The organism is Hyphomicrobium sp. DY-1 (genome assembly GCF_047497105.1).
Taxonomy (GTDB): domain Bacteria; phylum Pseudomonadota; class Alphaproteobacteria; order Rhizobiales; family Hyphomicrobiaceae; genus Hyphomicrobium_B.
Map to the genome: position 1 here is coordinate 3,137,606 of NZ_CP134870.1, position 19,214 is coordinate 3,156,819.

22 protein-coding genes and 1 tRNA gene are annotated in these 19,214 nt (G+C 59.3%); 9 read left to right on the forward strand and 14 right to left on the reverse strand.

The window, feature by feature from the left end:
• Positions 1-175 precede the first annotated feature (175 nt).
• The 3 genes from RLW41_RS15160 to proC all read left to right on the forward strand — a co-directional run bounded on the left by RLW41_RS15160 (position 176) and on the right by proC (position 2,090).
• Entirely contained in the window at positions 176-454 is a 279-nt protein-coding gene (locus RLW41_RS15160) for an accessory factor UbiK family protein (RefSeq protein ID WP_409562479.1), read from the forward strand.
• A gap of 250 nt (positions 455-704) precedes the next feature.
• Complete coding sequence (locus RLW41_RS15165; protein WP_013946579.1) at positions 705-1,202, forward strand: YbjN domain-containing protein; 498 nt, start codon at positions 705-707, stop codon at positions 1,200-1,202.
• Between the two features lie 60 nt (positions 1,203-1,262).
• Positions 1,263-2,090, forward strand: coding sequence for a pyrroline-5-carboxylate reductase (proC, locus tag RLW41_RS15170; RefSeq protein ID WP_414462008.1), 828 nt, complete (start codon positions 1,263-1,265; stop codon positions 2,088-2,090).
• Between the two features lie 243 nt (positions 2,091-2,333).
• Here the strand turns inward: proC and RLW41_RS15175 are convergent, their stop codons facing one another.
• The 3 genes from RLW41_RS15175 to RLW41_RS15185 are packed head-to-tail and all read right to left on the reverse strand — an operon-like array spanning position 2,334 to position 5,088.
• Complete coding sequence (locus tag RLW41_RS15175; RefSeq protein WP_409562481.1) at positions 2,334-3,746, reverse strand: ATP-binding protein; 1,413 nt, start codon at positions 3,744-3,746, stop codon at positions 2,334-2,336.
• A gap of 47 nt (positions 3,747-3,793) precedes the next feature.
• A complete protein-coding gene (locus RLW41_RS15180; protein WP_409562482.1) occupies positions 3,794-4,501 on the reverse strand; it encodes a response regulator transcription factor in 708 nt (235 codons plus the stop codon).
• Positions 4,498-5,088 (reverse strand): MarR family winged helix-turn-helix transcriptional regulator, encoded by a 591-nt coding sequence (locus tag RLW41_RS15185; RefSeq protein WP_013946583.1) that lies wholly within the window; start codon positions 5,086-5,088, stop codon positions 4,498-4,500. Before RLW41_RS15185 ends, RLW41_RS15180 begins: the two co-directional genes overlap by 4 nt.
• Before the next feature lie 201 nt (positions 5,089-5,289).
• Between RLW41_RS15185 and RLW41_RS15190 the strand changes: the two genes are divergently transcribed.
• Complete coding sequence (locus tag RLW41_RS15190) at positions 5,290-6,186, forward strand: branched-chain amino acid aminotransferase (protein WP_409562483.1); 897 nt, start codon at positions 5,290-5,292, stop codon at positions 6,184-6,186.
• A gap of 171 nt (positions 6,187-6,357) precedes the next feature.
• Here the strand turns inward: RLW41_RS15190 and RLW41_RS15195 are convergent, their stop codons facing one another.
• Positions 6,358-6,654, reverse strand: a complete 297-nt coding sequence (locus tag RLW41_RS15195) for a hypothetical protein (protein ID WP_409562484.1) — start codon at positions 6,652-6,654, stop codon at positions 6,358-6,360.
• Between the two features lie 296 nt (positions 6,655-6,950).
• Between RLW41_RS15195 and RLW41_RS15200 the strand changes: the two genes are divergently transcribed.
• Together RLW41_RS15200 and arfB are read left to right on the forward strand one after the other, a co-directional pair.
• The gene (locus RLW41_RS15200) at positions 6,951-7,322 is read left to right on the forward strand and encodes a glyoxalase superfamily protein (RefSeq protein WP_414462009.1); all 372 of its coding nucleotides are present in this window, start codon (positions 6,951-6,953) and stop codon (positions 7,320-7,322) included.
• A gap of 7 nt (positions 7,323-7,329) precedes the next feature.
• Positions 7,330-7,749: an alternative ribosome rescue aminoacyl-tRNA hydrolase ArfB gene (gene arfB / locus RLW41_RS15205; protein ID WP_414462010.1), complete on the forward strand. Its 420-nt coding sequence runs from the start codon at positions 7,330-7,332 to the stop codon at positions 7,747-7,749.
• 45 nt (positions 7,750-7,794) lie between these two features.
• On the opposite strand, the gene RLW41_RS15210 is transcribed toward arfB, so the two are convergent.
• The 5 genes from RLW41_RS15210 to mnmA form a co-directional block, all read right to left on the reverse strand.
• Positions 7,795-8,184 carry a hypothetical protein gene (locus RLW41_RS15210; RefSeq protein ID WP_414462011.1) on the reverse strand — a complete coding sequence of 130 codons (390 nt, stop codon included), beginning with the start codon at positions 8,182-8,184 and terminating at the stop codon, positions 7,795-7,797.
• A 361-nt stretch (positions 8,185-8,545) separates the two neighbouring features.
• Entirely contained in the window at positions 8,546-9,334 is a 789-nt protein-coding gene (locus RLW41_RS15215) for a class I SAM-dependent methyltransferase (RefSeq protein WP_414462012.1), read from the reverse strand.
• Between the two features lie 695 nt (positions 9,335-10,029).
• Positions 10,030-10,106: transfer RNA gene (locus tag RLW41_RS15220), tRNA-Met, on the reverse strand.
• Positions 10,107-10,231: 125 nt separating this feature from the next.
• Entirely contained in the window at positions 10,232-10,969 is a 738-nt protein-coding gene (locus tag RLW41_RS15225) for a class I SAM-dependent methyltransferase (RefSeq protein ID WP_013946590.1), read from the reverse strand.
• A gap of 42 nt (positions 10,970-11,011) precedes the next feature.
• Positions 11,012-12,241, reverse strand: coding sequence for a tRNA 2-thiouridine(34) synthase MnmA (mnmA, locus tag RLW41_RS15230; RefSeq protein ID WP_414462013.1), 1,230 nt, complete (start codon positions 12,239-12,241; stop codon positions 11,012-11,014).
• Positions 12,242-12,654: 413 nt separating this feature from the next.
• Between mnmA and RLW41_RS15235 the strand changes: the two genes are divergently transcribed.
• Complete coding sequence (locus RLW41_RS15235) at positions 12,655-12,933, forward strand: DUF1153 domain-containing protein (protein ID WP_013216444.1); 279 nt, start codon at positions 12,655-12,657, stop codon at positions 12,931-12,933.
• A gap of 69 nt (positions 12,934-13,002) precedes the next feature.
• Here the strand turns inward: RLW41_RS15235 and RLW41_RS15240 are convergent, their stop codons facing one another.
• A complete protein-coding gene (locus RLW41_RS15240) occupies positions 13,003-13,692 on the reverse strand; it encodes a hypothetical protein (protein ID WP_414462014.1) in 690 nt (229 codons plus the stop codon).
• A 217-nt stretch (positions 13,693-13,909) separates the two neighbouring features.
• Positions 13,910-14,293 carry a hypothetical protein gene (locus RLW41_RS15245; protein WP_035575737.1) on the reverse strand — a complete coding sequence of 128 codons (384 nt, stop codon included), beginning with the start codon at positions 14,291-14,293 and terminating at the stop codon, positions 13,910-13,912.
• Positions 14,294-14,968: 675 nt separating this feature from the next.
• On the opposite strand from RLW41_RS15245, the gene ctrA reads away from it, so the two are divergent.
• Positions 14,969-15,667 carry a response regulator transcription factor CtrA gene (gene ctrA, locus RLW41_RS15250; RefSeq protein ID WP_013946595.1) on the forward strand — a complete coding sequence of 233 codons (699 nt, stop codon included), beginning with the start codon at positions 14,969-14,971 and terminating at the stop codon, positions 15,665-15,667.
• A gap of 94 nt (positions 15,668-15,761) precedes the next feature.
• Here ctrA and RLW41_RS15255 read toward each other — a convergent pair whose 3' ends face one another.
• Positions 15,762-17,234 (reverse strand): outer membrane protein, encoded by a 1,473-nt coding sequence (locus RLW41_RS15255; protein WP_414462015.1) that lies wholly within the window; start codon positions 17,232-17,234, stop codon positions 15,762-15,764.
• 229 nt (positions 17,235-17,463) lie between these two features.
• Between RLW41_RS15255 and RLW41_RS15260 the strand changes: the two genes are divergently transcribed.
• Complete coding sequence (locus tag RLW41_RS15260) at positions 17,464-18,126, forward strand: MBL fold metallo-hydrolase (protein WP_414462016.1); 663 nt, start codon at positions 17,464-17,466, stop codon at positions 18,124-18,126.
• A 41-nt stretch (positions 18,127-18,167) separates the two neighbouring features.
• On the opposite strand, the gene RLW41_RS15265 is transcribed toward RLW41_RS15260, so the two are convergent.
• Together RLW41_RS15265 and RLW41_RS15270 are read right to left on the reverse strand one after the other, a co-directional pair.
• A complete protein-coding gene (locus RLW41_RS15265; protein ID WP_409562493.1) occupies positions 18,168-18,545 on the reverse strand; it encodes a hypothetical protein in 378 nt (125 codons plus the stop codon).
• A gap of 37 nt (positions 18,546-18,582) precedes the next feature.
• Positions 18,583-19,080, reverse strand: a complete 498-nt coding sequence (locus tag RLW41_RS15270) for a hypothetical protein (protein ID WP_414462017.1) — start codon at positions 19,078-19,080, stop codon at positions 18,583-18,585.
• Between the last annotated feature and the right edge of the window lie 134 nt (positions 19,081-19,214).

Consider the following 19,214-nt stretch of genomic DNA (forward strand, 5'->3'; position numbering starts at 1 on the left):
CGCAAATGGCCGTATCGAGTTACCAGGGAAGGCCGGTCTTAGGCCGCGTTGTTTGAGTAACACCGTCTTAATGTCAAGCAGGCATCCGGCAGACCCAAGATGAGAATGTCGTAAGCTTGCAGCCATGCCTGCCTATCGCCATAGTTGAATGACCGTTCCAATCCGAGATCTCGAAATGACCCAGACGACCAACAAACTCTTTGACGACTTTGCCAAGCTCATGACAGACGCCGCTGGTGCGGCAGAGGGCTTCAAGAAAGAAACCGAGGCCGTTTTTCGGGGCCAAGCCGAAAAGTTCCTGCGGGACATGAATGTCGTGACGCGCGAAGATTTCGAAGCGGTGCGCGAAATGGCGCAGAAGGCGCGGCAGGAAAACGAGGCGCTGGCGGCGCGCATTGCGGAGCTGGAAGCCAAGCTCTCGAAGCTTTCGCCGCAGGGCGGCACCGCTGCCTGAAGGCATCCACAGGTTCGAGCGCTTTTCACCAGCAATCGTGGCCCAAGGCGGCCTTGGCCCCTGTTTCGCCTGGGCTTTGCCACTTTGATCGTGGACAAGATTTCCTGGCCCGCCGGGTCAGCTTGCGACTCGCAGGGCCGTCTGGTTTTGTCCGGCGCAGCAGCACGAAAGCGGCGCAATTTGGGAAATCCCAATCGCGTGGTTGCTTCGTGGCCATCCCGGCGCGCGGCAGACTGGAGAGCGATATCAAATGGCAGTTGCGGAACAGGGTTCTGACCGCGTTCTCAATCCGATCGATCTCATCGAACAACTTGCGCATGCCCACGACTGGCCGTGCGAGCGCGCGAGCGATGAAGAGCTGACGTTGATCGTTGCGGGCTCCTGGGCCGACTATCACATCTCGATCAACTGGCGTGACGATCTCGAAGCCCTGCACTTGGCGTGCGCGTTCGATTTCCGGGTGCCAGAAAATCGCCTGACGGAAATGTATCGCCTGATCGCCCAGATCAACGAGCAGCTCTGGCTCGGCCACTTCGATCTGTGGACCCAGGAAGGGCTCGTGATGTTCCGTCACGCGCTGCTGCTCAACGGCGCCGTCGCGACGGTCCGGCAGTGCGAAGCGATGCTGAAAGCGGCGCTCGAAGGCTGTGAACGGTATTACCAGGCCTTCCAGTTCGTGGTGTGGGCAGGTAAGGAAAGCCGCGAAGCCCTGGTTTCGACGATGTTCGAGACACAGGGGCAGGCTTAAGCCGGGTCCATCGGGCGACGTCTCGACCCACGCCCGGCCACTTTCCAAGGTGTCCGGGTTATGTCTCTGAAATTAGATGGTTCCGTCGTGCTTGCCGGCGCGGGCAAAATGGGCGCAGCGATGCTCGCGGGCTGGCTTGAGCGGGGCCTCGATCCGGCTCAGGTCATCATCCAGGAACCGCAGCTTTCCGGCGCTGCGCTTGAACTCGCGCAGAAGCACGGGATCGCGTCGCAACCGGTTCTGGAACCGCAGTCGACGCCACCCGCTGTCATCGTCGTCGCGGTGAAGCCGCAAGTGATGGATGACGTCTTTCCGGCCTTGGCCAAGATCGCGGGGCCTCAGACGGTCGTCGTGTCGATTGCGGCGGGCAAGACGATTGCGAGCTTCGAGAGGCATCTGCCGGCTGGTATTGCCGTTGTGCGGGCCATGCCGAATACGCCGGCTGCCATCGCGCGCGGCATCACGGGCGCCGTCGCGAGCGCTCATACAACACCGTCTCAAAAGGCCGCCTGCGAAGCGCTGCTCGGCGCGGTTGGTGATGTCGTTTGGGTTCCGGAAGAAGATCTGATCGACGCGGTAACGGCTGTGTCGGGGTCGGGACCTGCCTATGTGTTCCTGCTGGCGGAAGCACTGGCGGACGCTGGCGTTGCGGCGGGGCTCGATGCGGCGACGGCGAAGCGGCTCGCCACTGCCACGGTATCAGGTGCCGGTGAGCTTTTGCATCAGTCGAAGGCCGATCCGGCGACGCTGCGCCAGAACGTGACGTCACCGGGCGGCACGACGGCGGCGGCGCTGGGCGTGTTGATGCGCGACGGTAGCGGCCTCAAAGAGCTGATGACGGAAGCGGTGCTGGCGGCAGAAAAACGAGGCCGCGAACTCGGGCATTGACCAGGGCTGGGAAATTGGTCTCGCCCGAGGTTCGCGACCTTCGATTGGCGTTCCCGTGGGTTGGCGACCCACAGCGTGGAACTTCGGTTCCGGCGACTGCAGCCTTGGAGGACACCTTCGCCGTAGTCGGACGGGAAATCGTGCCGGAACCGATGTCCAAAAATTGTAACTTCATAACGTTACAGTCAAATCACAAGGGCGTGTGCCCCGCGCGCCAAATTTGTGATCGACAGTCAAATTTCTCTATTGCGGCAAAGAGATAATGGCGCGGAGGCCGCCCATCGAACTCTCGCCCAATGCGATCTCGCCGCCGTGGCTTTTGGCGATGTCGCGGGCGATGACGAGCCCCAAGCCGCTGTTGCCCTCGTCCTGATTGCGGGCGTGGTCGAGACGATAGAAAGGCCGGAAGACGTTCTCGCGTTCGTCTTCGGGGATGCCAGGGCCGTCGTCGTCGACCTCGATGCGAACCCAGCGGCCTTCGGGTGCCACACGAATGATGATGCGGTCTCCGAAGCGGGCAGCGTTGGTGACGAGGTTCATGATGGCGCGTTTCAGGGCCTGCCGCTTCAACGGCAGGATGATGTCGCCCTTGCTCTTGCGGATCTTGAGTTCGATCGAGCAAGCGTAGATCGACGCATCGTCGACGATCTCTTCCAGCAGCTCCTTGAGGTTCGTCGGCTTGGCTTCCTCGCCGCCGTCGCCTTTCGCGAAGGCGAGGTAGTCTTCGAGCATGTGCTGCATCTCGTCGACGTCGGCGGAGAGTGCGCGCGTCTCCGGCGTATCTTCGAGTAGGGCAAGCTCAAGCTTGAAGCGGGTCAGGACGGTGCGCAGGTCGTGGCTGACGCCCGCCAGCATCGTCGTACGCTGCTCGACGTGCTGCTTGATGCGGTCGCGCATCTGCAGGAAGGCGAGCGCGGCCTGGCGCACCTCGCGTGCGCCGCGCGGGCGGAAATCCTCCGGGATGCCGCGACCTTTGCCGAATTCGTCCGCCGCGTCCGCAAGACGGAGGATGGGCCTGATCTGGTTGCGCAGGAACAGGATCGCGACCGTCAGCAGAATAACGGACGAGCCGACCATCCACAGCAGGAAGATGTGCGAGTTCGAGGCATACGTCTGGCTGCGGGTGGCGACGAAACGCAGGATCGCATCGTCGAGCTTCACGCGGATCTCGACGTTCTGGTCGCCGACGGTGTTGATCCAGAACGGCAGCTGTACGTGCTTGCGCAGTTCGTTCGAGAGCGCGCGGTCGAGCAGGCGAAAGAATGGTTTCGGACCAGGCGGCGGCAGGTCGCCGCTCGGCAGCACTTCCATTTGCAGGTTGAGGCGATCGCGCGCGAGGTCGATGATCTTTTGCGGACCTTCGCGTTTCGCCATGTCCTCATAGACTTCGATCACGGCGGCGATATCGCGCGCGGTTGCTTCCGAAAGCCGGCGCGTAACGGCTTGCCAGTGCCGTTCCATGAACGCGAATGCGATCACGCCTTCAAGGACGACGATGGGCGTGATGATGATCAGCAGCGCGCGGGCATAAAGCCCTTTCGGCAGCATCTCGGAGCCGAGACCCAGGATGCGCATGACGATAGGGTGCTCGCGAAAGCGCTGATAGCGCGCGGCGAGGCTGCCGGTCTCCGGGGTCGTTTCGGGCACAACGGCCATGGGATGCTATCCGCCTTGCGCCGGTCGACCCGAGCGCGCTGTTACGGTCAATCGGTGTAGAGGATGTAGCCTTTGCCTCTGACCGTTTGTAAATAGACCGGGTTCGAAGGGTCGGCTTCGATCTTGCGCCGGAGGCGGTTGATCTGGACGTCGATGGCGCGCTCGCTGCCAGTGCTGTCGTCACTCGACAGTTCATGGCGCGGAACGGCGACGCCAATGCGTTGTGAGAAGAGGCGCAAAAGATCGCGCTCACGCTCGGTCAACTTGATGGCTTCGTCATCGCGCTTGAGTTCGCCGCGCGTGATGTTGAAGACGCAGCCACCCATGCGGATTTCATCGCGCTGGGCGGTTTGCGTCTGGCCGCGACGAAGGATGTTGCGCAGGCGGAGCAACAGCTCGCGTGGATCGAAGGGCTTCGAGACGTAATCGTCGACGCCGGCTTCGAGACCTGAAATGCGATCCTCGGCTTCGGCGAGTGCGGTCAGCATGCAGATCGGCACTGGGCGCGTTAGCTTCAGGTCGCGGGCGAGAGACAAGCCGCTTTCGCCCGGCATCATGACGTCGAGCAGCACCAGGTCGAACGCAAGGCCACGCATGTAGGATCGCGCGGAGGCAGCGTCAGACGCTTCGGTGACGCGGAAGCCGTTGCTCGAAAGAAAGCGGCCGAGCAGTCCGCGGATTTTCTGGTCGTCGTCGACGACGAGGATGTGCGGGGCATTATCGGCCAAAGGTTCAGTTCGGTCCGGTGCCATCATGGTTCCCGTGGGTTGCAACCAGGTTCGGGCGAGGGCAGTCCGCCGTGCTCGCTACGGATAAGGCTTTCGACACGATGCTTGTCCTTTTCGGAAATCATCGCGAAGAGAAAATTCCTTGCAACGGTGTCGGCGTTTTCGCCGAGCCCGGCAAGAGCCCCTTCAATCCGTTTGGCCTGGATTTGTGTCAGTTTATCGGTCAAACGCGCGCCTTTTGCCGACAGATAGAGGCGGCGTTCTCGGCGATCCTCGTTGCCCGCTTTCTGGATGATGAAGCCCTCATCGACGAGCTGTTTCAAGACGCGCGCTAATGACTGTTTTGTAATCTGCAAAATATCGAGCAGTTCCGCGACCTTCAGGCCGGGATTGCGGTGCACGAAGTGCAGGACGCGGTGGTGCGCTCGCCCGAAGCCGTATTGCTCAAGTATCGTATCCGGGTCGCATGTAAAGCCGCGATACGCGAAGTAAAACAGCTCGATACAGGCGATCAGGTCGGCATTCGGAGAGCGTCGGCCAGCGTCCTGGGCGTGGGAGGGCTGTCCCGGTGCGCCGCGATGTTCTGACGGGCCTTCTGACGTTATGTCAGTCATGTTGACTTATTGGCCTCGATTGTATTCTGTTGCAAGCCAATTTGGTGGCTTGTCCCGCAGGTCCATAGTCTTGCACGCGGCGCACTGAAATATCGGTTTTCCGAGCGTTTCAGCCTGCCTGGCCCGTCCGTAACGGACCGCGCGACATACACCACCACTTCAAATTCGCCAATGATAAAGACCAGGAAGGATTACGCTGGCATGGCCGACCTTATTCCGTTTCACGATCGCGACGGGTTCATCTGGATGGATGGAGCGCTCGTTCCCTGGCGCGACGCGAACGTTCATATCCTGACGCACGGGCTGCACTACGCCAGCTCGGTGTTCGAGGGCGAGCGCGCCTACGACGGCGAGATCTTCAAGCTGACCGAGCATAGCGAGCGGCTGATCGAAAGTGCCCGGATCCTCGACTTTACAATTCCGTACACCGTCGCCGAAATCGACCAAGCCTGCCGGGATGTCATTGCCGCCAACAAGCTGTCGGACTGCTACGTGCGGCCTGTGGCATGGCGCGGCAGCGAGCAGATGGGTGTTTCGGCGCAGAACTCGAAGATCCATCTCGCCGTCGCGGCCTGGGACTGGGGTTCCTATTTCCCGATGGAACAGCGGCTGAAGGGTATTCGCATCACCAATGCCGTTTACCGTCGTCCCGATCCGGCCTGCGCGCCGTCGCGCGCCAAGGCTGCCGGTCTCTACATGATCTGCACGCTCGAAAAACACCGCGCCGAGCGCATGGGCTATTCGGATGCTTTGATGCTCGATTGGAAGGGCCGCGTGGCGGAATGCACCGGCGCCAACATCTTCTTCGTCAAGGACGGCGTCATTCATACGCCGACGGCCGATTGCTTCCTTAACGGCATCACGCGGCGGACGGTCATCGAGCTTGCGAAAAAGCGCGGAATTCAGGTGATCGAGCGCGATATTATGCCGGACGAGCTGGCGTCGTTCTCGGAATGCTTCATCACCGGTACGGCGGCGGAAGTGACGCCGGTTTCGGAGATTGGCGAGCACAAATACAAGCCGGCCAAAGTCACCGAGACGCTCCTGAACGACTATATGGAACTGGTGAAACCGAAGAAGCGTGTCGCTGCGGAGTAAGCCACGTTTCGAACTGTTCGGCAGATATTAGCGGGGTGCCGTTTCGACGGCGCCCCGTTTTTTGTTGGGCTTTGCATTCGTATTGGAGAGCGGTCGGGCGGATGCCGCGCAATTGTTGCGCTCTGACCGATACGCGTATGGCATGCCGCGGTGAATGCAGGTTTTGGAATTCTACGCCTTGCGGGCTTCGATTTTGGCGTCGGTGTCGGCAGCCGGCCGGCGCAACATCAGCGGAGCGCAAATCGCGAAGAGGAAGAGAGCAATCGCCGCGCCGACCATCAGGATCGTTGTCGAGGACAGCGGCTTGTCGAGCCACAACGCGCCGACAGCGAGAATGGCACTCCAGAAGACGGCTGGAACGAGGGACGCAATCGCGAGACCAGCGAAGCGCGACAAGCCTGACGGACGAGCCACATGCGTGGTCTCCTCAATGGCGTGAATCGCGGTCGATGTCGTCGCAGTTCGCATAGCGGCTCCTCAGCCCTAAATCAGTAATATGATTCGACCCCTAAGCTGACGGTCGGTTGCAGCTCCTCGACCAAGGCTATGTTGCGGCATTCAACAAATGGTAAATGCTGCTGCTAAAATGCTACAAATAGGGCGCAATGTAGGGCGAAATGGGGCTATATTCCGTATGCGCACTAACTGCCTTACGATCTCCTCCTGAGGGTTGTTCCCGAATTTCGCAATCGCGAATACTATGCCGCAGTTTTTCGCAATCAATAGTGGTGTTTTCCTCTGTCTACAATTTTCGATTGATGATTATGCACATCTCTCCGGCCGTGCCGATATTAAGGATATTCGACGAGGGGAAGGCCAAAGACTTCTACCTTGGCTTCTTGGGGTTCACGCTCGACTGGGAACATCGGTTCGAGCCGGGCACGCCGCTTTATGCGCAGATCACGCGGAGCGCTTGCATCATCCATCTCTCCGAGCATCATGGGGACGCAGCCCCAGGCAGCGCAGTTCGAATTGCCGTCGACGATATTGACGGCTATCACGCTGAGATCATGGAGAAGGGCTACAAGTATATGCGGCCGGGGATCGAAGCGATGCCGTGGGGGACGCGCGAGATCAAAGTCATCGATCCGTTCTTCAACCGCCTGATGTTCTTCTCGCCCGCGAAGAAGGACTAGCAGCGCGATGCGCGTTTCCGATGCGCTCGACATCGACGAAGCGGAACTCGAAGAGCGCTTCGTCAGGGCGTCGGGACCGGGTGGCCAAAACGTCAACAAGGTGTCGACGGCAGTCGAACTGAGGTTCAACCTGCAAGCCAACACCTCGATACCGCCTTACGCCCGCGAGCGCCTGAAGCGGCTTGCGGGGCGGCGGATGACGCTTGATGGCGTGATCGTCATCCAGGCGGACCGGTTTCGAAGTCAGGAGCAGAACCGGGCGGATGCGCGTGCGCGTCTCGCCGAGTTGATTGCCGAAGCGCTAGTGCGGCCGAAGCTCAGGATCAAAACCAAGCCGTCGCGCGGCGCCCGTGAAGAGCGCATCAAAGCAAAGACCGTGCGCGGGCAGGTGAAGAAAATGCGAAGCCGTAAAGTCGATTTCGACTGAGACCGCTGTGCGGCTTCGCGAGTAACCGTCTTGTCGCCTGTTGGATCAGGCGATCACCGCAGCAATGCCGGCGGCTGTCTTCAGGAGATTGGCGAATTGGGTGAGCGTCTGCTGGAGCGGGTCGGTCGCGGCCGTATCGGTGGTCGCCGTGCTGTCACTCGTCTGCGATGTCGCGTCGGCCTTGCTGTGGTGGCCGTGCGCACCATGAGCGTGCGATTTGCCGTCATTCGAGCCGTTGAGCATCGAAAGATCGGTTTTGAACTTGGTCGCGAACGGATTGGTGTCGGAAGGGTCGGTCGTGGCCGGTGGCGTGATGTAGGACAGGGCTGTCGTCTGACCGGCTTGCGTCTGCTGGCCGGGCGAAGCCAGGAGATCGAGCGCCTGCTGGCGATAGCGTGCGTAGGCGTCCGAGTTGCCGACGGATGAAATGGACATGCGGTCTCCTATGGAGCGGAGGCATAAAGGAGGGCCGAGATGGCCTTGTCGGCCGCGGTAAGCACATGCAAACGAGCCGCCGCCGATGAAACAGCGTTTTTTAACCCGCGAACCTCGCCCGAGGCTGACATTGTCATCGATTTGAGAAAAGGCGGCCGTGCATTCATGGGGGTGATGAGGCAAGGAACGTTGTTATGCCCGTCCCACATCTGCTCGCGGCGGCACGGGCAGCTCAAGCTGCGGTCGTCAATCTTGCAGCGAAGGTTTATGCAGGCCCCGATTGCGACCTTCGACGTCCTACATTTTAGCTGGGGCATGGACGCCACGCCAGTTTAGCGATGCTATCGCTAGTGAATACGCCTCAAACATAGAGTTCTGGAGGCCAGCGCTCAATCACTGGGCCGCTCTTCTTTCCGATGAAGAAGATATTATCGCCGCGATGGGCGGTAGAAAGGTCATTTTTGCGGAGAAATTCGAGAGCCTCTTCCGAGGACTTTCCAAAGGTGTCAACGGTCTCCAAGCTTGTGCATTCGAATCCCGCAGCCCGCGTCAGAGCCAATAAGGCGTGGACATCGTATTCGAAGTTGTGCCGGTAGGGGCTTCGGTTCTTCATGTACTGCATGAAGAAATGCGGGCGATATCCATGCAGGATCTTCAAGACATTCTGGGAAGACGTACAATTTGGCGTTGTCATGAGCAGTGCACCGCCGGGTTTAAGAACCCTATTCAAATCTGACATCAAAAACATCGGATCGACGTCCATGTGCTCGATTACTTCGCAGCAAAGGACGAGATCAAGGCTCTCGTCCGGCAGCGGGATAGGCTCCTCTTCAAAGTTCACCGTGAGGAACGTCGACCGCATCGGAAAGCCATCCACGGTGAGTTCAAATGGTTTCCGATCTGGTTGCTCGGGGCTTGAGCGGAATTGAGTTCCATAGACAGTCTCGAAACCCATCTTGGCAAGGATGTATTGAAAGATATGGGTCGCGCCGAGTTCGAGAGCAGCGGTTCGTTCGCCATCAAAGGCATAAAGTCGTTTCAGCGTTTCAGCATAGCGAAGTTGGTGAGCGGTCAGCCATGGATTTTTGCTCTCGCCCGTCTGTTCGAGAATAGAAATGACTGTCTCGATGGTCGCGTCCTGCATCAGCATGAAGTCTCACCACATGTCCAAAATTCGTTGTCGCCTCTGTCGCGATGTCCGGGTGTCATGTTCGAGCGGGGGCGGCAGTTTGGACGTTGGCCTCGCAAATAATTGCGAGGTCGCCCACAAGCCCTCTCTCTATTGATTTTTTTAGGCACTCGCCGAAGGCGAATCCGTCGCCGATAACAACCATCCCTCGGCTTGCGTATCCACGTTCTTCAAATGCGAAACGAGTTGCGAACTCGGCGCCCAATTCCATCGAAAATATCTCCCCCCAATGCTCACATCGAAAATATTTCAATAAGCTATCGAGTCCAGGCGATAAGAACAATCCCGGTGTAGGTAAGCCGGGCGGAATTGAGCTTGCGATCGAAAGCGCCTTGCATCGTCTGCGCTGGGAGAAGGCCGAACCGTCCCAATTTGCCGGCAAATCCGATATGTTGATTTTTGCAACGGAGTGCCGGCCGCCGAGTTCGTCCTAAGATTGGAACGCAGGCATAATGACCGCGCGCGATTGCCGGCAATCCGACAGTCCGGACACGCCGCGCGGGGCAATGATCATTTTCTTCACGATGCCAGGGAAGCGAGCGAGAAATGTGCGTTTGATGCACCTTTCACGATGACCAATCGCGTCCACGCTTCGCGCTGGCGAAGGTCAGCCAGATGAGGGGGAGACAAATTTTGTCGCGCTAAGTTTGGTTTATTGGTAGCGGGAGGCGGACTTGAACCGCCGACCTGCGGATTATGAGACCGCCGCTCTAACCACCTGAGCTATCCCGCCACACGCGGCGCGCTGCGCCGTCGAGGGACCGTCTATAGGGAGCGCCGTGCCTTTCTGTCAACACGGCGCGCCGTCTCAAAATGCCGCCGAACCGCTTATCTCGGCAATTGGTTGAGGGCTGGCGGCTATTCCGCCGCTTCGGGGCGGAGGGAAGCCGAACCTTCGTCCTTGCGGAAGCGCATCATCGTGAAGATGCCCCAGGGTCGGAGTGCCTTGCGGTCCATCAGCTTCAGGTCCGGGCAGACCATGACGCGCGAGACGTCGAAGACGGAATGCCAGCCGACGAGGTCGGCGAACGGTGCCATCTGGCGCTCGACCCAGCCGCGGACGCCTTCGTCCTGGCTGAAGTGATTGACCAGCATGACCTCGCCGCCGGGCTTGGTTACGCGTGCGAGTTCAAGCATCACCTTCTTGGGATCGGGAACGACGGTGATGACGTACATCGCAACCGTCGTGTCGAAGGTGTTGTCGGGGAAAGTAAGATTGCTGGCGTCCATCTCGTGGAGGCCGGAAACGTTCGTCAGCTTTTCGGCTTTGACACGCTCGCGGGCCTTCTCAAGCATTTCAGGCGCGAGGTCGATGCCAACGATGTCGAGGTGTTTCTTGTAGTTCGGAAGTGACAAGCCGGTGCCGACGCCAACTTCGAGAACGCGCCCAGACCCGGAGTTGATGATCTCGACGGCATGTCGGCGGCCAGCCGTCGAAACGGCTCCGAAGGTATAGTCGTAGACAGGCGCCCATCGGCGGTAAGCGTCGCGAACCTGCCCTTCATCGAGTTGAAGAACCTTCGTTGCAGAACGCCCTTTCTGTGCTTCCGACCGCGCTGTCGCGGAGCGGAAGCTCGAAGGCTTGTTATCACTCACTGCCGATCTCCATCAGTCCGCAAACAATCTTGCTCGATGCGCCTAGCGTCCCAACTCGGCCATCGTCGTCGCAACGCGAGGCTCGGCACCGTTTGCCTTGATCGTCTTGGCAATCCAGCCCCCGCCGAGAACGCGTCCTTCCGTACCGTTATCGGCATAAAACACGCACGCCTGACCGGTCGCAATACCTTCCTCACCGTCATGAAGTTCAATTCTGACCGCAGCATTTTGCTCGATTTGCAGCAGTGCGGGCCGAAGATTCTGTGACGAACGCATGCGAACATACAGCGAAAGTCCAGATGCACCGACGTCTTCGAGCGGTTTTTCCCCGAGCCAATTGACGTTGCGGAGCATCAGGCCGGTCGTCGTCAGCGCCGAGCGCGGCCCAACGATGACTTCGTTGCGGGCGGCGTCGAGGCGCACGACGTACAGCGGCTCGGCGGCGGGGATCTTGATGCCGCGACGCTGACCGACCGTATAGTGAACGATGCCGTCGTGACGGCCGAGAATGCGACCGTCGAGGTGGACGATGTTGCCGGAATCGAGCGCGGTCGGCTTCAGGCGCTCGATCACGTCGGTGTACTTGCCGGTCGGGACGAAGCAGATGTCCTGGCTGTCCGACTTATCGGCGACGGGCAGATTGAACGAGCGGGCAAGCTCGCGCACGTCGGCCTTGCGCATGCCGCCGATCGGGAACCACAGGGACGCAAGCTGCTCCTTTGTGATCCCGAACAGAAAATAGCTCTGGTCGCGATCTGTATCGACGGCGCGGGCGAGGACGGGGCCGTGCTCGGTGTCGAGCCGCTGCACGTAATGGCCCGTGACGAGTACGTCGGCGCCGAGATCCTTGGCGGTGTCGAGAAGATCGCGGAACTTGATCTCGTTGTTGCAGGTGACGCACGGAATCGGGGTTTCACCGGCGACGTAGCTCTCGGCGAACGTCTCGATCACCTTGGCGGCGAAGCGCGTCTCATAGTCCAGAACGTAATGGGGGATGTCGAGAGCTTCGGCGACGCGCCGAGCATCGTGGATGTCCTGGCCGGCGCAACAGCTGCCCTTGCGTCCGGTGGCTGACCCATGATCGTAAAGCTGGAGTGTGACGCCGATGACGTCGTGGCCGGCTGCCTTCATGATTGCCGCGGCAACTGAGCTGTCGACGCCGCCGGACATGGCGACGACCACGCGCTTGCGAGCGGCCGGCACCGCGATGGGCGTGTTGGCGGGATTGGTCATCGTGCCGCGGCTGGCAAATGTCGTTTCAGACTGAGTCATGGTGATCAAGCAGAGGCTAGGGTAACTCAAAGCGGGCCATCGGTCGGCCCCTGCAACGCTATCCCTGTGCCGCTATCCTTCAAAAGATTGAACAGATTTAGACAACTACCGTGACGCAGCCTGGATGGCGCCACCGCCAATTCGAATAGCGTGTAATCAATAGTTCTCAAATCTGCCATCGGCAAGGCTGTGTGTCATCCGGAAGCTGTCGTTGGCCCATTTTTCGCTGAGAAAGACTTACGGTTAGCGATTGGGTCAAAATGGAACAGTTCGCCTCATCGGCGCCCTATTTCAGTGGCCGGAATGTTGGAATTGGCACGCCTATTTAAGTCTTTTTCACTCAATGGGTTAGTGCTAATTTAATCGCAAACCGGTTATAACTGAGCCGTGGTCAAGAGTGTGTATCGAGTATCATGACCGAACAGCAGATGAGAGCGCGCGGGCGCTATGTGATCGGACCCGATGGGTCTCCGCTTACAGTCGCAGATCTTCCCCCGCGGGATACGAAACGTTGGGTTATTCGCCGCAAGGCTGAAGTGGTTGCTGCCGTGCGCGGCGGACTGCTCAGCATTGAGGAGGCGTGCGAGCGATATACGCTGACCGTCGACGAGTTTTTGTCGTGGCAGCGTTCGATCGACAAGCATGGTCTTCCGGGTCTTCGGGCGACGCGCCTGCAGGACTATCGCGAATAACTTCGCGATCCTCGGGACGTGAACGCGGCGGCTCGCGCTTGCGGGCCGTTTAGCCGTGTCCAACTGGATTTACGGTTGAGAAGCAGACTGCGCGGCAGGTTTTGCCTGCGCAGCCTTGACCTTTGTCTTGTGCTTCTTCGCGGTCTTTGCCGGTTTTGTTGCGGACGCGACGGCGTCGCCTGGTGGCGGAGGCCACGCGGCGACGGTCGTCGGGCCGTGACAGCCTTCTTCGCCTTTCGACCAGCGGGAAATGTCGTCGGTCATGGCGGCGGCGTAGGCGTCCGACATCTTGCGGTTTTCGACGGTGACGCTGGCGGTTTCTTCGCCGGTTGGCTCGATTTGAACCAGATAGGCTTTGAGCCCACGCGGGTTGGCCTGCGACGGATCACGCACGTGGATTGTGATCACGGCCTTGCCGCCGGTGCCGCGCGATGGCGCGTCGGCCGCGGCATGGAAGATATAATCTTTCTTGAGCGGTCCATTCGCCGAGAACCAGCAGGCCATCGCACCGGTCGCGATGTGCGAATAGATCGTGGTTGCCGATCCAACAGCGCCGCGAATGGGAGTGCCGGGAGGTGCTTCAGGGTCGCCGGGTGCTGTCGTTGGCGACGTCGGCATCGTGACGGGCGTGGGTGCTGTTGCAGCCGTCGATTGCGCGCCGAGCGACGGCAGTTCAGGGGTATTGCCTGCGCAACCCGATAGCGACGCAGCCAAAAGCAGCGCTGAAGCGGCCATGCATGATGGACGGCGAAGCGACATCTTCCCCCAAAGTGCAGTCCAATCGAATCGTCATTCTGAGCACTGCAACGGCACAGACTCCTGCCCGCCGCGTTACGTTTGGGCAAGGGGGCGGAGCACTTTCAGCCGCACCGCCAACAGAATTTGGAATGAAAAAGGCGGCGCCTTTCGGGCACCGCCTTGAAGCCTGCCTTTTTCTGACGGCCTACACAACCCAAGTTCGCCCGGAGCGCAAGGCTCAGCGAAGGGCCGTGAAGCCGAGCGGACGGTCGCGGCGGCCGGGGCGCGGATCGTCCATATTCTGGGACTGCTGGGAGGCCCGGGAAAACTGTTCGACGGTGTCATCGCGCTCGCGGACGGCGGCGGTAAGCTTCTCGCGGAGGCCTTCCGTCGACTGTCGGAGGTTGTCGCGGCGCTGGGCGGCGGCCTTCGCAAAGGTCGAGTAGGAGAAATGCCCGCGATCGCGAATGCCGGTGCGATCCTCTTCGAGCTGGATCTGGCGTTCCAAATCAGCAGCCATTTGATCAAATTCGCGAATAATGCGCTCGAGATCGTCAACCTTTCGGGACTTCTCTTCCACTTCTCGACGCTTCAGGCGGATGGCCAGGTCACGTGACTTCATCGTTCGATACCCCAAACACATTCGAACCCTGGTATCCAAGAAGCATGCCAGATCATTGATAAGGCTTTGCTGCTACAGCAACCAGGAAGAAATACCTTAAATCCGGCAAGAGGCTGCGTTGCAACAGCTCTTTAGGACCCTCAATACTCTAAATAACATTCTGCACTTAAGTTGCGGTAAAGCAACGCGTAACTAATTCTGATCGGTCGTTTCGTTTGGGGGCAGATTTTGGCCATCACCCATCTAGGGCAATGACGCGAATTCTGTTAGCTCTTGATTCGAGCCGTATATGGATTGCGAGGCGATTGTATAGGCCAATCAATGGGGTGGGCGCCCCAGCGAGAGGTTTCGCTTAGGGTCTGTTAGCGGGTCGAGAGGGGCAAGTTCTAATACATCGAAACTTGTGGCGGGCCGTTGTCCGGCGCGAACGGGATTACTTTGTCCCGTTATCGACGGCGCGTGACCCGAGATCGTGAAAGCCGTATCATCGGCTGCGGACGCTGACGTGTTTCGGCATTCCGACAGTATGGTGAAATAGCTAACGCGGATTAGGGTTTGTTAACCTCTCGTCGCTAACTTCCTAACGATCGCTTAGCTCGACTGTAGTGCGTTCACTTTGAGCAAAGAGCAGACATAGCGCGGACACGGATCGGATAGGGCACCAGAGGGACGGTCATGCGGGTTCTACTCATTGAAGATGATAGTGCCACGGCGCAAAGCATCGAGCTTATGCTGCAGTCGGAAGGTTTTAACGTTTACACGACGGATCTTGGGGAAGAGGGCGTCGATCTCGGCAAACTTTATGATTACGATATTATTCTCCTCGACCTGAACCTTCCCGACATGAGCGGCTATGAAGTTCTGAAGACGCTGCGCGTGGCAAAGGTCGGCACGCCAATTCTCATTCTATCGGGCCTCGCCGGCATCGACGACAAAGTTCGCGGTCTCGGCTTCGGCGCCGACGACTATATGACGAAGCCGTTCCACAAGGACGAACTCGTCGCGCGCATCCAGGCAATCGTTCGCCGTTCGAAAGGTCATGCGCAGTCGGTCATCGAGACGGGCGATCTTCGCGTTAACCTCGACACCAAGACGGTCGATGTCAACAATCAGCGCGTGCATCTGACGGGCAAAGAATACCAGATGCTCGAGCTGCTCTCGCTGCGCAAGGGTACGACGCTGACGAAGGAGATGTTCCTTAATCATCTCTACGGCGGCATGGACGAGCCCGAGCTCAAGATCATCGACGTGTTCATCTGCAAACTTCGTAAGAAGCTGCAGGCAGCGACCGGCGGCAAGCATTACATCGAGACGGTGTGGGGCCGCGGCTACGTTCTTCGCGATCCGAGTGATGAAGGCTCCGAGGCCGCGTAGGCCAGAGCGTCATTGCGATCACGCGCACAGGGGCCATGATGGCCCTTGTCGTGTTTTTGTGAGGCATGCGGAGCGCAGCAAGCTTCCCGCCGCGCTATTTCAACGGAGCGTCGGGCGTTTCGCGAGCGCCAAAGCGATAGTTGAGCGAGAGGCGCCCCATCTGGATGGTGGGATCGAATTTGGTCGAGATGAACTGATTGATCTGAGGAAGGTCGTTCGGTAATAACGTCACCTCATCGCGACTGAGATCGACATAGCGATACTCGGCCTTCAGCGACAGCGACTCCCAGATTTTCGTTTCGATACCACCGCCGACGAAGAAGCCATCAAATCGCTGGCCGTCGATCAGGACTATACCGGTGCTCGCTCCGGAGAACCCGGCGTTGAGCGTCATCGGATCCATTCCGACGTTGGCATAGCCGACACTTCCGAAGACCAGCGTGTCGGGGGTAACGAGATATCCGAGCCTGCCGCCGACCATCAGCATATTGTCGAACTTCGAGATTGTGCCGGCGCCAAGAGTATCGACGCCGTCTGTCAGGCTGAGGGTGTTGCGGTTTTTAAGATTGGCAAAGTCGGCATCGAAAAATGCGCCGATGACATATCGAGAGTGGAGCTGAAGGTCGTAACCGACCGTGCCAGATATCAGTCCTCCGTCGCTTCCGATGCCATCAAGGGCGACGTTGAAGATGGATCCCGGAGGCGACGACCGATCTGCAACCGTCGCCTTATTATTCGCGACGCCGTAGCCCGCGCCGATCCCGATATAGGGACCTGTCCAATTGCTGTTGACGATTGGCGGCGGCAAATCGACTGTCGCGTCGTGGCTGTCATCGCCGAAGCGATAATTGAGCGACAGCCGCGCCGTTTGAATCTGCGGTTTGATCGACGCGGATATGAAGTCGCTGGCACCACTGCCAGGCAGGACCGTCGCGTTTTCGGCCTCAAGTGAGGTATAGCGATACTCGGCCTTGACGCTGAATCCCTTGCCGATCAGCGTCTCGGCGCCGCCGCCGAAGAAATAGCCGTTGAAGCTTCCGACACTCGCGAGCGTTCCGCTGCCGCCGCCGCTGGCCGTTGAAACCGAGGCATCCACATCGCTCGTTTCGGCGCGTGCGTAGCCGCCCGTCGCGAAGAAGACCGTCGTCGGTGAAACCAAGTATCCGATCTTGCCACCGACAGAGAGCTGGTTATCGATCTTGAATTTAGCGCTCGCGTTCAGATCGTCGGCGGGCGGGATGCCGAGCGAGACCTTTGTCTCGATGTCGGCGAAATCGTAGTCGACGAATGCGCCGACGAGCAGTTTGTTATAGAGAACGAGGTCGTAACCAGCGCCGAGGGTGAAAAAACCGCCGGTGCCGCTGAGCCCGTTGATATCCAGGCCGCCGCTTATTCCCGTCACGTCGGGACCGGGACCAATCTTCATTTCATTGTTGGTGACCCCGTAACCGCCTCCAATTCCGACCGAAAACCCATTCCAGTCGTTGGCGTGTGCCGGGTGAGAGGCGAGCCCAAACGCAGCAGCCGAAACAGCGATGCTTAGTGCAATACTGATTGTGTTCGGCATTGTTGCTTCTTCCCGTATTGAGCAAAAATTGAGCGTATGCGGACGATCGTGCGATTCGGCTTTGGCGCGGAGATGCCGAAAGGCAATGAACCATGATTATTAATTAGGCAGATTATCTGGGGATGGTTGGGCAGAGGCCGCTGCTGTGCCGATATTTGCGCCAATGCGACGCTGCTACCTGCACCGCAAGATGCGCTAAGACCCAGGTCGGCAATACGGAGCAAATCTCATGAGCGAACCGCGCGCGAACGTTTCATCCCCGCTGCAGGCCGCGATCGTTCGCGTCACGCCGTTCGAGCAGAATTGCACCTTGATCTGGGACGAGGCGACGAAGGTCGGCGCGGTTATCGATCCGGGTGGTGATCTTGATCGTATTGAAGCCGCGATCAAAGAGACCGGCATGACGGTCGAGAAGATCCTGCTGACGCATGGGCACATCGATCATGCGGGTGGCGCGGCGGAATTGCGCGACAGGCTCGGCGTCAAGATCGAAGGCCCGCACAAGAACGACTCGATCCTGCTCGATGCACTGGAAAAGCAGGGCGAGATGTACGGCTTTTCCGGTGTCCGCAACGTTGTGCCGGACCGTTGGCTCAACGAAGGCGAGACGGTCACGGTCGCCGGGCATACGTTCGAGATTTTTCACTGTCCGGGGCACTCGCCCGGTTCGGTCGTATTCTTTAACCAGCCGCAGCGGTTTGCGCTCGTCGGCGACGTTATCTTTCGCGGCTCAATCGGACGTACGGACTTTCCGTATGGCGATCATGAGGCGCTGATCTCCGCTATCAAGACGAAGCTGCTACCGCTCGGCGACGATGTCGCCTTCATTTGTGGGCACGGTTCGCCCAGTCAATTCGGGCACGAGCGGACGAGCAATCCGTTTCTCGTATAGGGCAGAGCTTGAGGCCGCTGCCGCTAGAGATCAGAAGCCGCTCAGAACGAGAATTCGTAAGAGCCGCCCAGACAGCCGAAGATGCCGCATTCGCGGGCAAGCGAGCCATAGCCGCCATCGTCGATCGAGTTGCCGCCCGAAAAGTAGTCGATCGTCTGCACGCGCAATGTTTCTTCGCAACTGCGACGGCAGTAGGTCCAGTTGCCGCTCGGCAGCTTCACCTGCCAGCCCACCTGCGTCGGTCGAACGACGCTTCTGATCGAGCCGTTGCCGTAGCGGCTATAGGCCGTGATGATCTGGCCCGGCTTATAGTTTGTTTTCAGACGGCCGATGCCGCCGGCATCTGCAACCGGAACAAGTGCCGTCGTGCCGAGCATAGCGGCGAGGGCGGGTACGAGAGCCAGCAGTCGTGCGCGCATCGAAATCTCCAATTTCCGGAAGTGTGGCAGATTCCCGTTAACGCGACATGGAAATGTGCACGCCCTTGAACGACGGACCGCTGGAAGCGACCGTCACTGAATGCGTGCCGCCCGAAATCGAGACGGTCATCGTACCGGTGATGCCGCCACTGATGGCGAGCGTCATCCGGCTGGCCGTCGCGCGTCCCTGCACGGTGCCCGACTGATTGTATGTCCGCTCTTCCCAACTGCCGCTGACGGCGCCGTTGGTATCGACGAGATTGGCGCGCAGTTCCAATTTGGCAGACGCGTTGGCGCAGCGGATCGAGAGCCCGAGGTTATGCGGGTTGCCGTTGTTGGTGTAGTATCCCTTGCAACGCAGGCTTTCGGTCTTGCCGTCATCGAAGCGGGCCGTGCCAGAGCCGCCCCACGTTCCTGCGAGGGTGACGAATGGGTTGTCCGAGGCGGCCCATGCCGGTGCCGCCGAAACTGCTAAAGCCACGGCGATGACGGAGGTCCACGCCGACACCGACGTTGCACGTCTCAGATTGCGCATCACGTAAAGCCTTCCTTCCCAGAATGCGGGCTGCACAAGCGGCGCGCATTATTGTCTGATGTTCGCCGTTTTGCGAGCCGTATGCATGTAGTTCGCGTTCACGCCGAAATGTGTGGCCGCGAGGCGACACTAAA

What these genes read in the sequence shown, in the direction of transcription:
- proC (WP_414462008.1), top strand. Translation starts at nt 1,263, where the DNA reads ATGTCTCTGAAATTAGATGGTTCCGTCGTGCTTGCCGGCGCGGGCAAA.
- ctrA (WP_013946595.1), top strand. Translation starts at nt 14,969, where the DNA reads ATGCGGGTTCTACTCATTGAAGATGATAGTGCCACGGCGCAAAGCATC.
- RLW41_RS15270 (WP_414462017.1), bottom strand. Translation starts at nt 19,080, where the DNA reads ATGCGCAATCTGAGACGTGCAACGTCGGTGTCGGCGTGGACCTCCGTC.
- RLW41_RS15200 (WP_414462009.1), top strand. Translation starts at nt 6,951, where the DNA reads ATGCACATCTCTCCGGCCGTGCCGATATTAAGGATATTCGACGAGGGG.
- RLW41_RS15215 (WP_414462012.1), bottom strand. Translation starts at nt 9,334, where the DNA reads ATGCTGATGCAGGACGCGACCATCGAGACAGTCATTTCTATTCTCGAA.
- RLW41_RS15240 (WP_414462014.1), bottom strand. Translation starts at nt 13,692, where the DNA reads ATGTCGCTTCGCCGTCCATCATGCATGGCCGCTTCAGCGCTGCTTTTG.
- RLW41_RS15160 (WP_409562479.1), top strand. Translation starts at nt 176, where the DNA reads ATGACCCAGACGACCAACAAACTCTTTGACGACTTTGCCAAGCTCATG.
- RLW41_RS15260 (WP_414462016.1), top strand. Translation starts at nt 17,464, where the DNA reads ATGAGCGAACCGCGCGCGAACGTTTCATCCCCGCTGCAGGCCGCGATC.
- RLW41_RS15175 (WP_409562481.1), bottom strand. Translation starts at nt 3,746, where the DNA reads ATGGCCGTTGTGCCCGAAACGACCCCGGAGACCGGCAGCCTCGCCGCG.
- RLW41_RS15165 (WP_013946579.1), top strand. Translation starts at nt 705, where the DNA reads ATGGCAGTTGCGGAACAGGGTTCTGACCGCGTTCTCAATCCGATCGAT.
- RLW41_RS15185 (WP_013946583.1), bottom strand. Translation starts at nt 5,088, where the DNA reads ATGACTGACATAACGTCAGAAGGCCCGTCAGAACATCGCGGCGCACCG.
- RLW41_RS15210 (WP_414462011.1), bottom strand. Translation starts at nt 8,184, where the DNA reads ATGTCCATTTCATCCGTCGGCAACTCGGACGCCTACGCACGCTATCGC.
- RLW41_RS15265 (WP_409562493.1), bottom strand. Translation starts at nt 18,545, where the DNA reads ATGCGCGCACGACTGCTGGCTCTCGTACCCGCCCTCGCCGCTATGCTC.
- RLW41_RS15245 (WP_035575737.1), bottom strand. Translation starts at nt 14,293, where the DNA reads ATGAAGTCACGTGACCTGGCCATCCGCCTGAAGCGTCGAGAAGTGGAA.
- mnmA (WP_414462013.1), bottom strand. Translation starts at nt 12,241, where the DNA reads ATGACTCAGTCTGAAACGACATTTGCCAGCCGCGGCACGATGACCAAT.
- RLW41_RS15195 (WP_409562484.1), bottom strand. Translation starts at nt 6,654, where the DNA reads ATGCGAACTGCGACGACATCGACCGCGATTCACGCCATTGAGGAGACC.
- RLW41_RS15180 (WP_409562482.1), bottom strand. Translation starts at nt 4,501, where the DNA reads ATGATGGCACCGGACCGAACTGAACCTTTGGCCGATAATGCCCCGCAC.
- RLW41_RS15190 (WP_409562483.1), top strand. Translation starts at nt 5,290, where the DNA reads ATGGCCGACCTTATTCCGTTTCACGATCGCGACGGGTTCATCTGGATG.
- RLW41_RS15255 (WP_414462015.1), bottom strand. Translation starts at nt 17,234, where the DNA reads ATGCCGAACACAATCAGTATTGCACTAAGCATCGCTGTTTCGGCTGCT.
- arfB (WP_414462010.1), top strand. Translation starts at nt 7,330, where the DNA reads ATGCGCGTTTCCGATGCGCTCGACATCGACGAAGCGGAACTCGAAGAG.
- RLW41_RS15235 (WP_013216444.1), top strand. Translation starts at nt 12,655, where the DNA reads ATGACCGAACAGCAGATGAGAGCGCGCGGGCGCTATGTGATCGGACCC.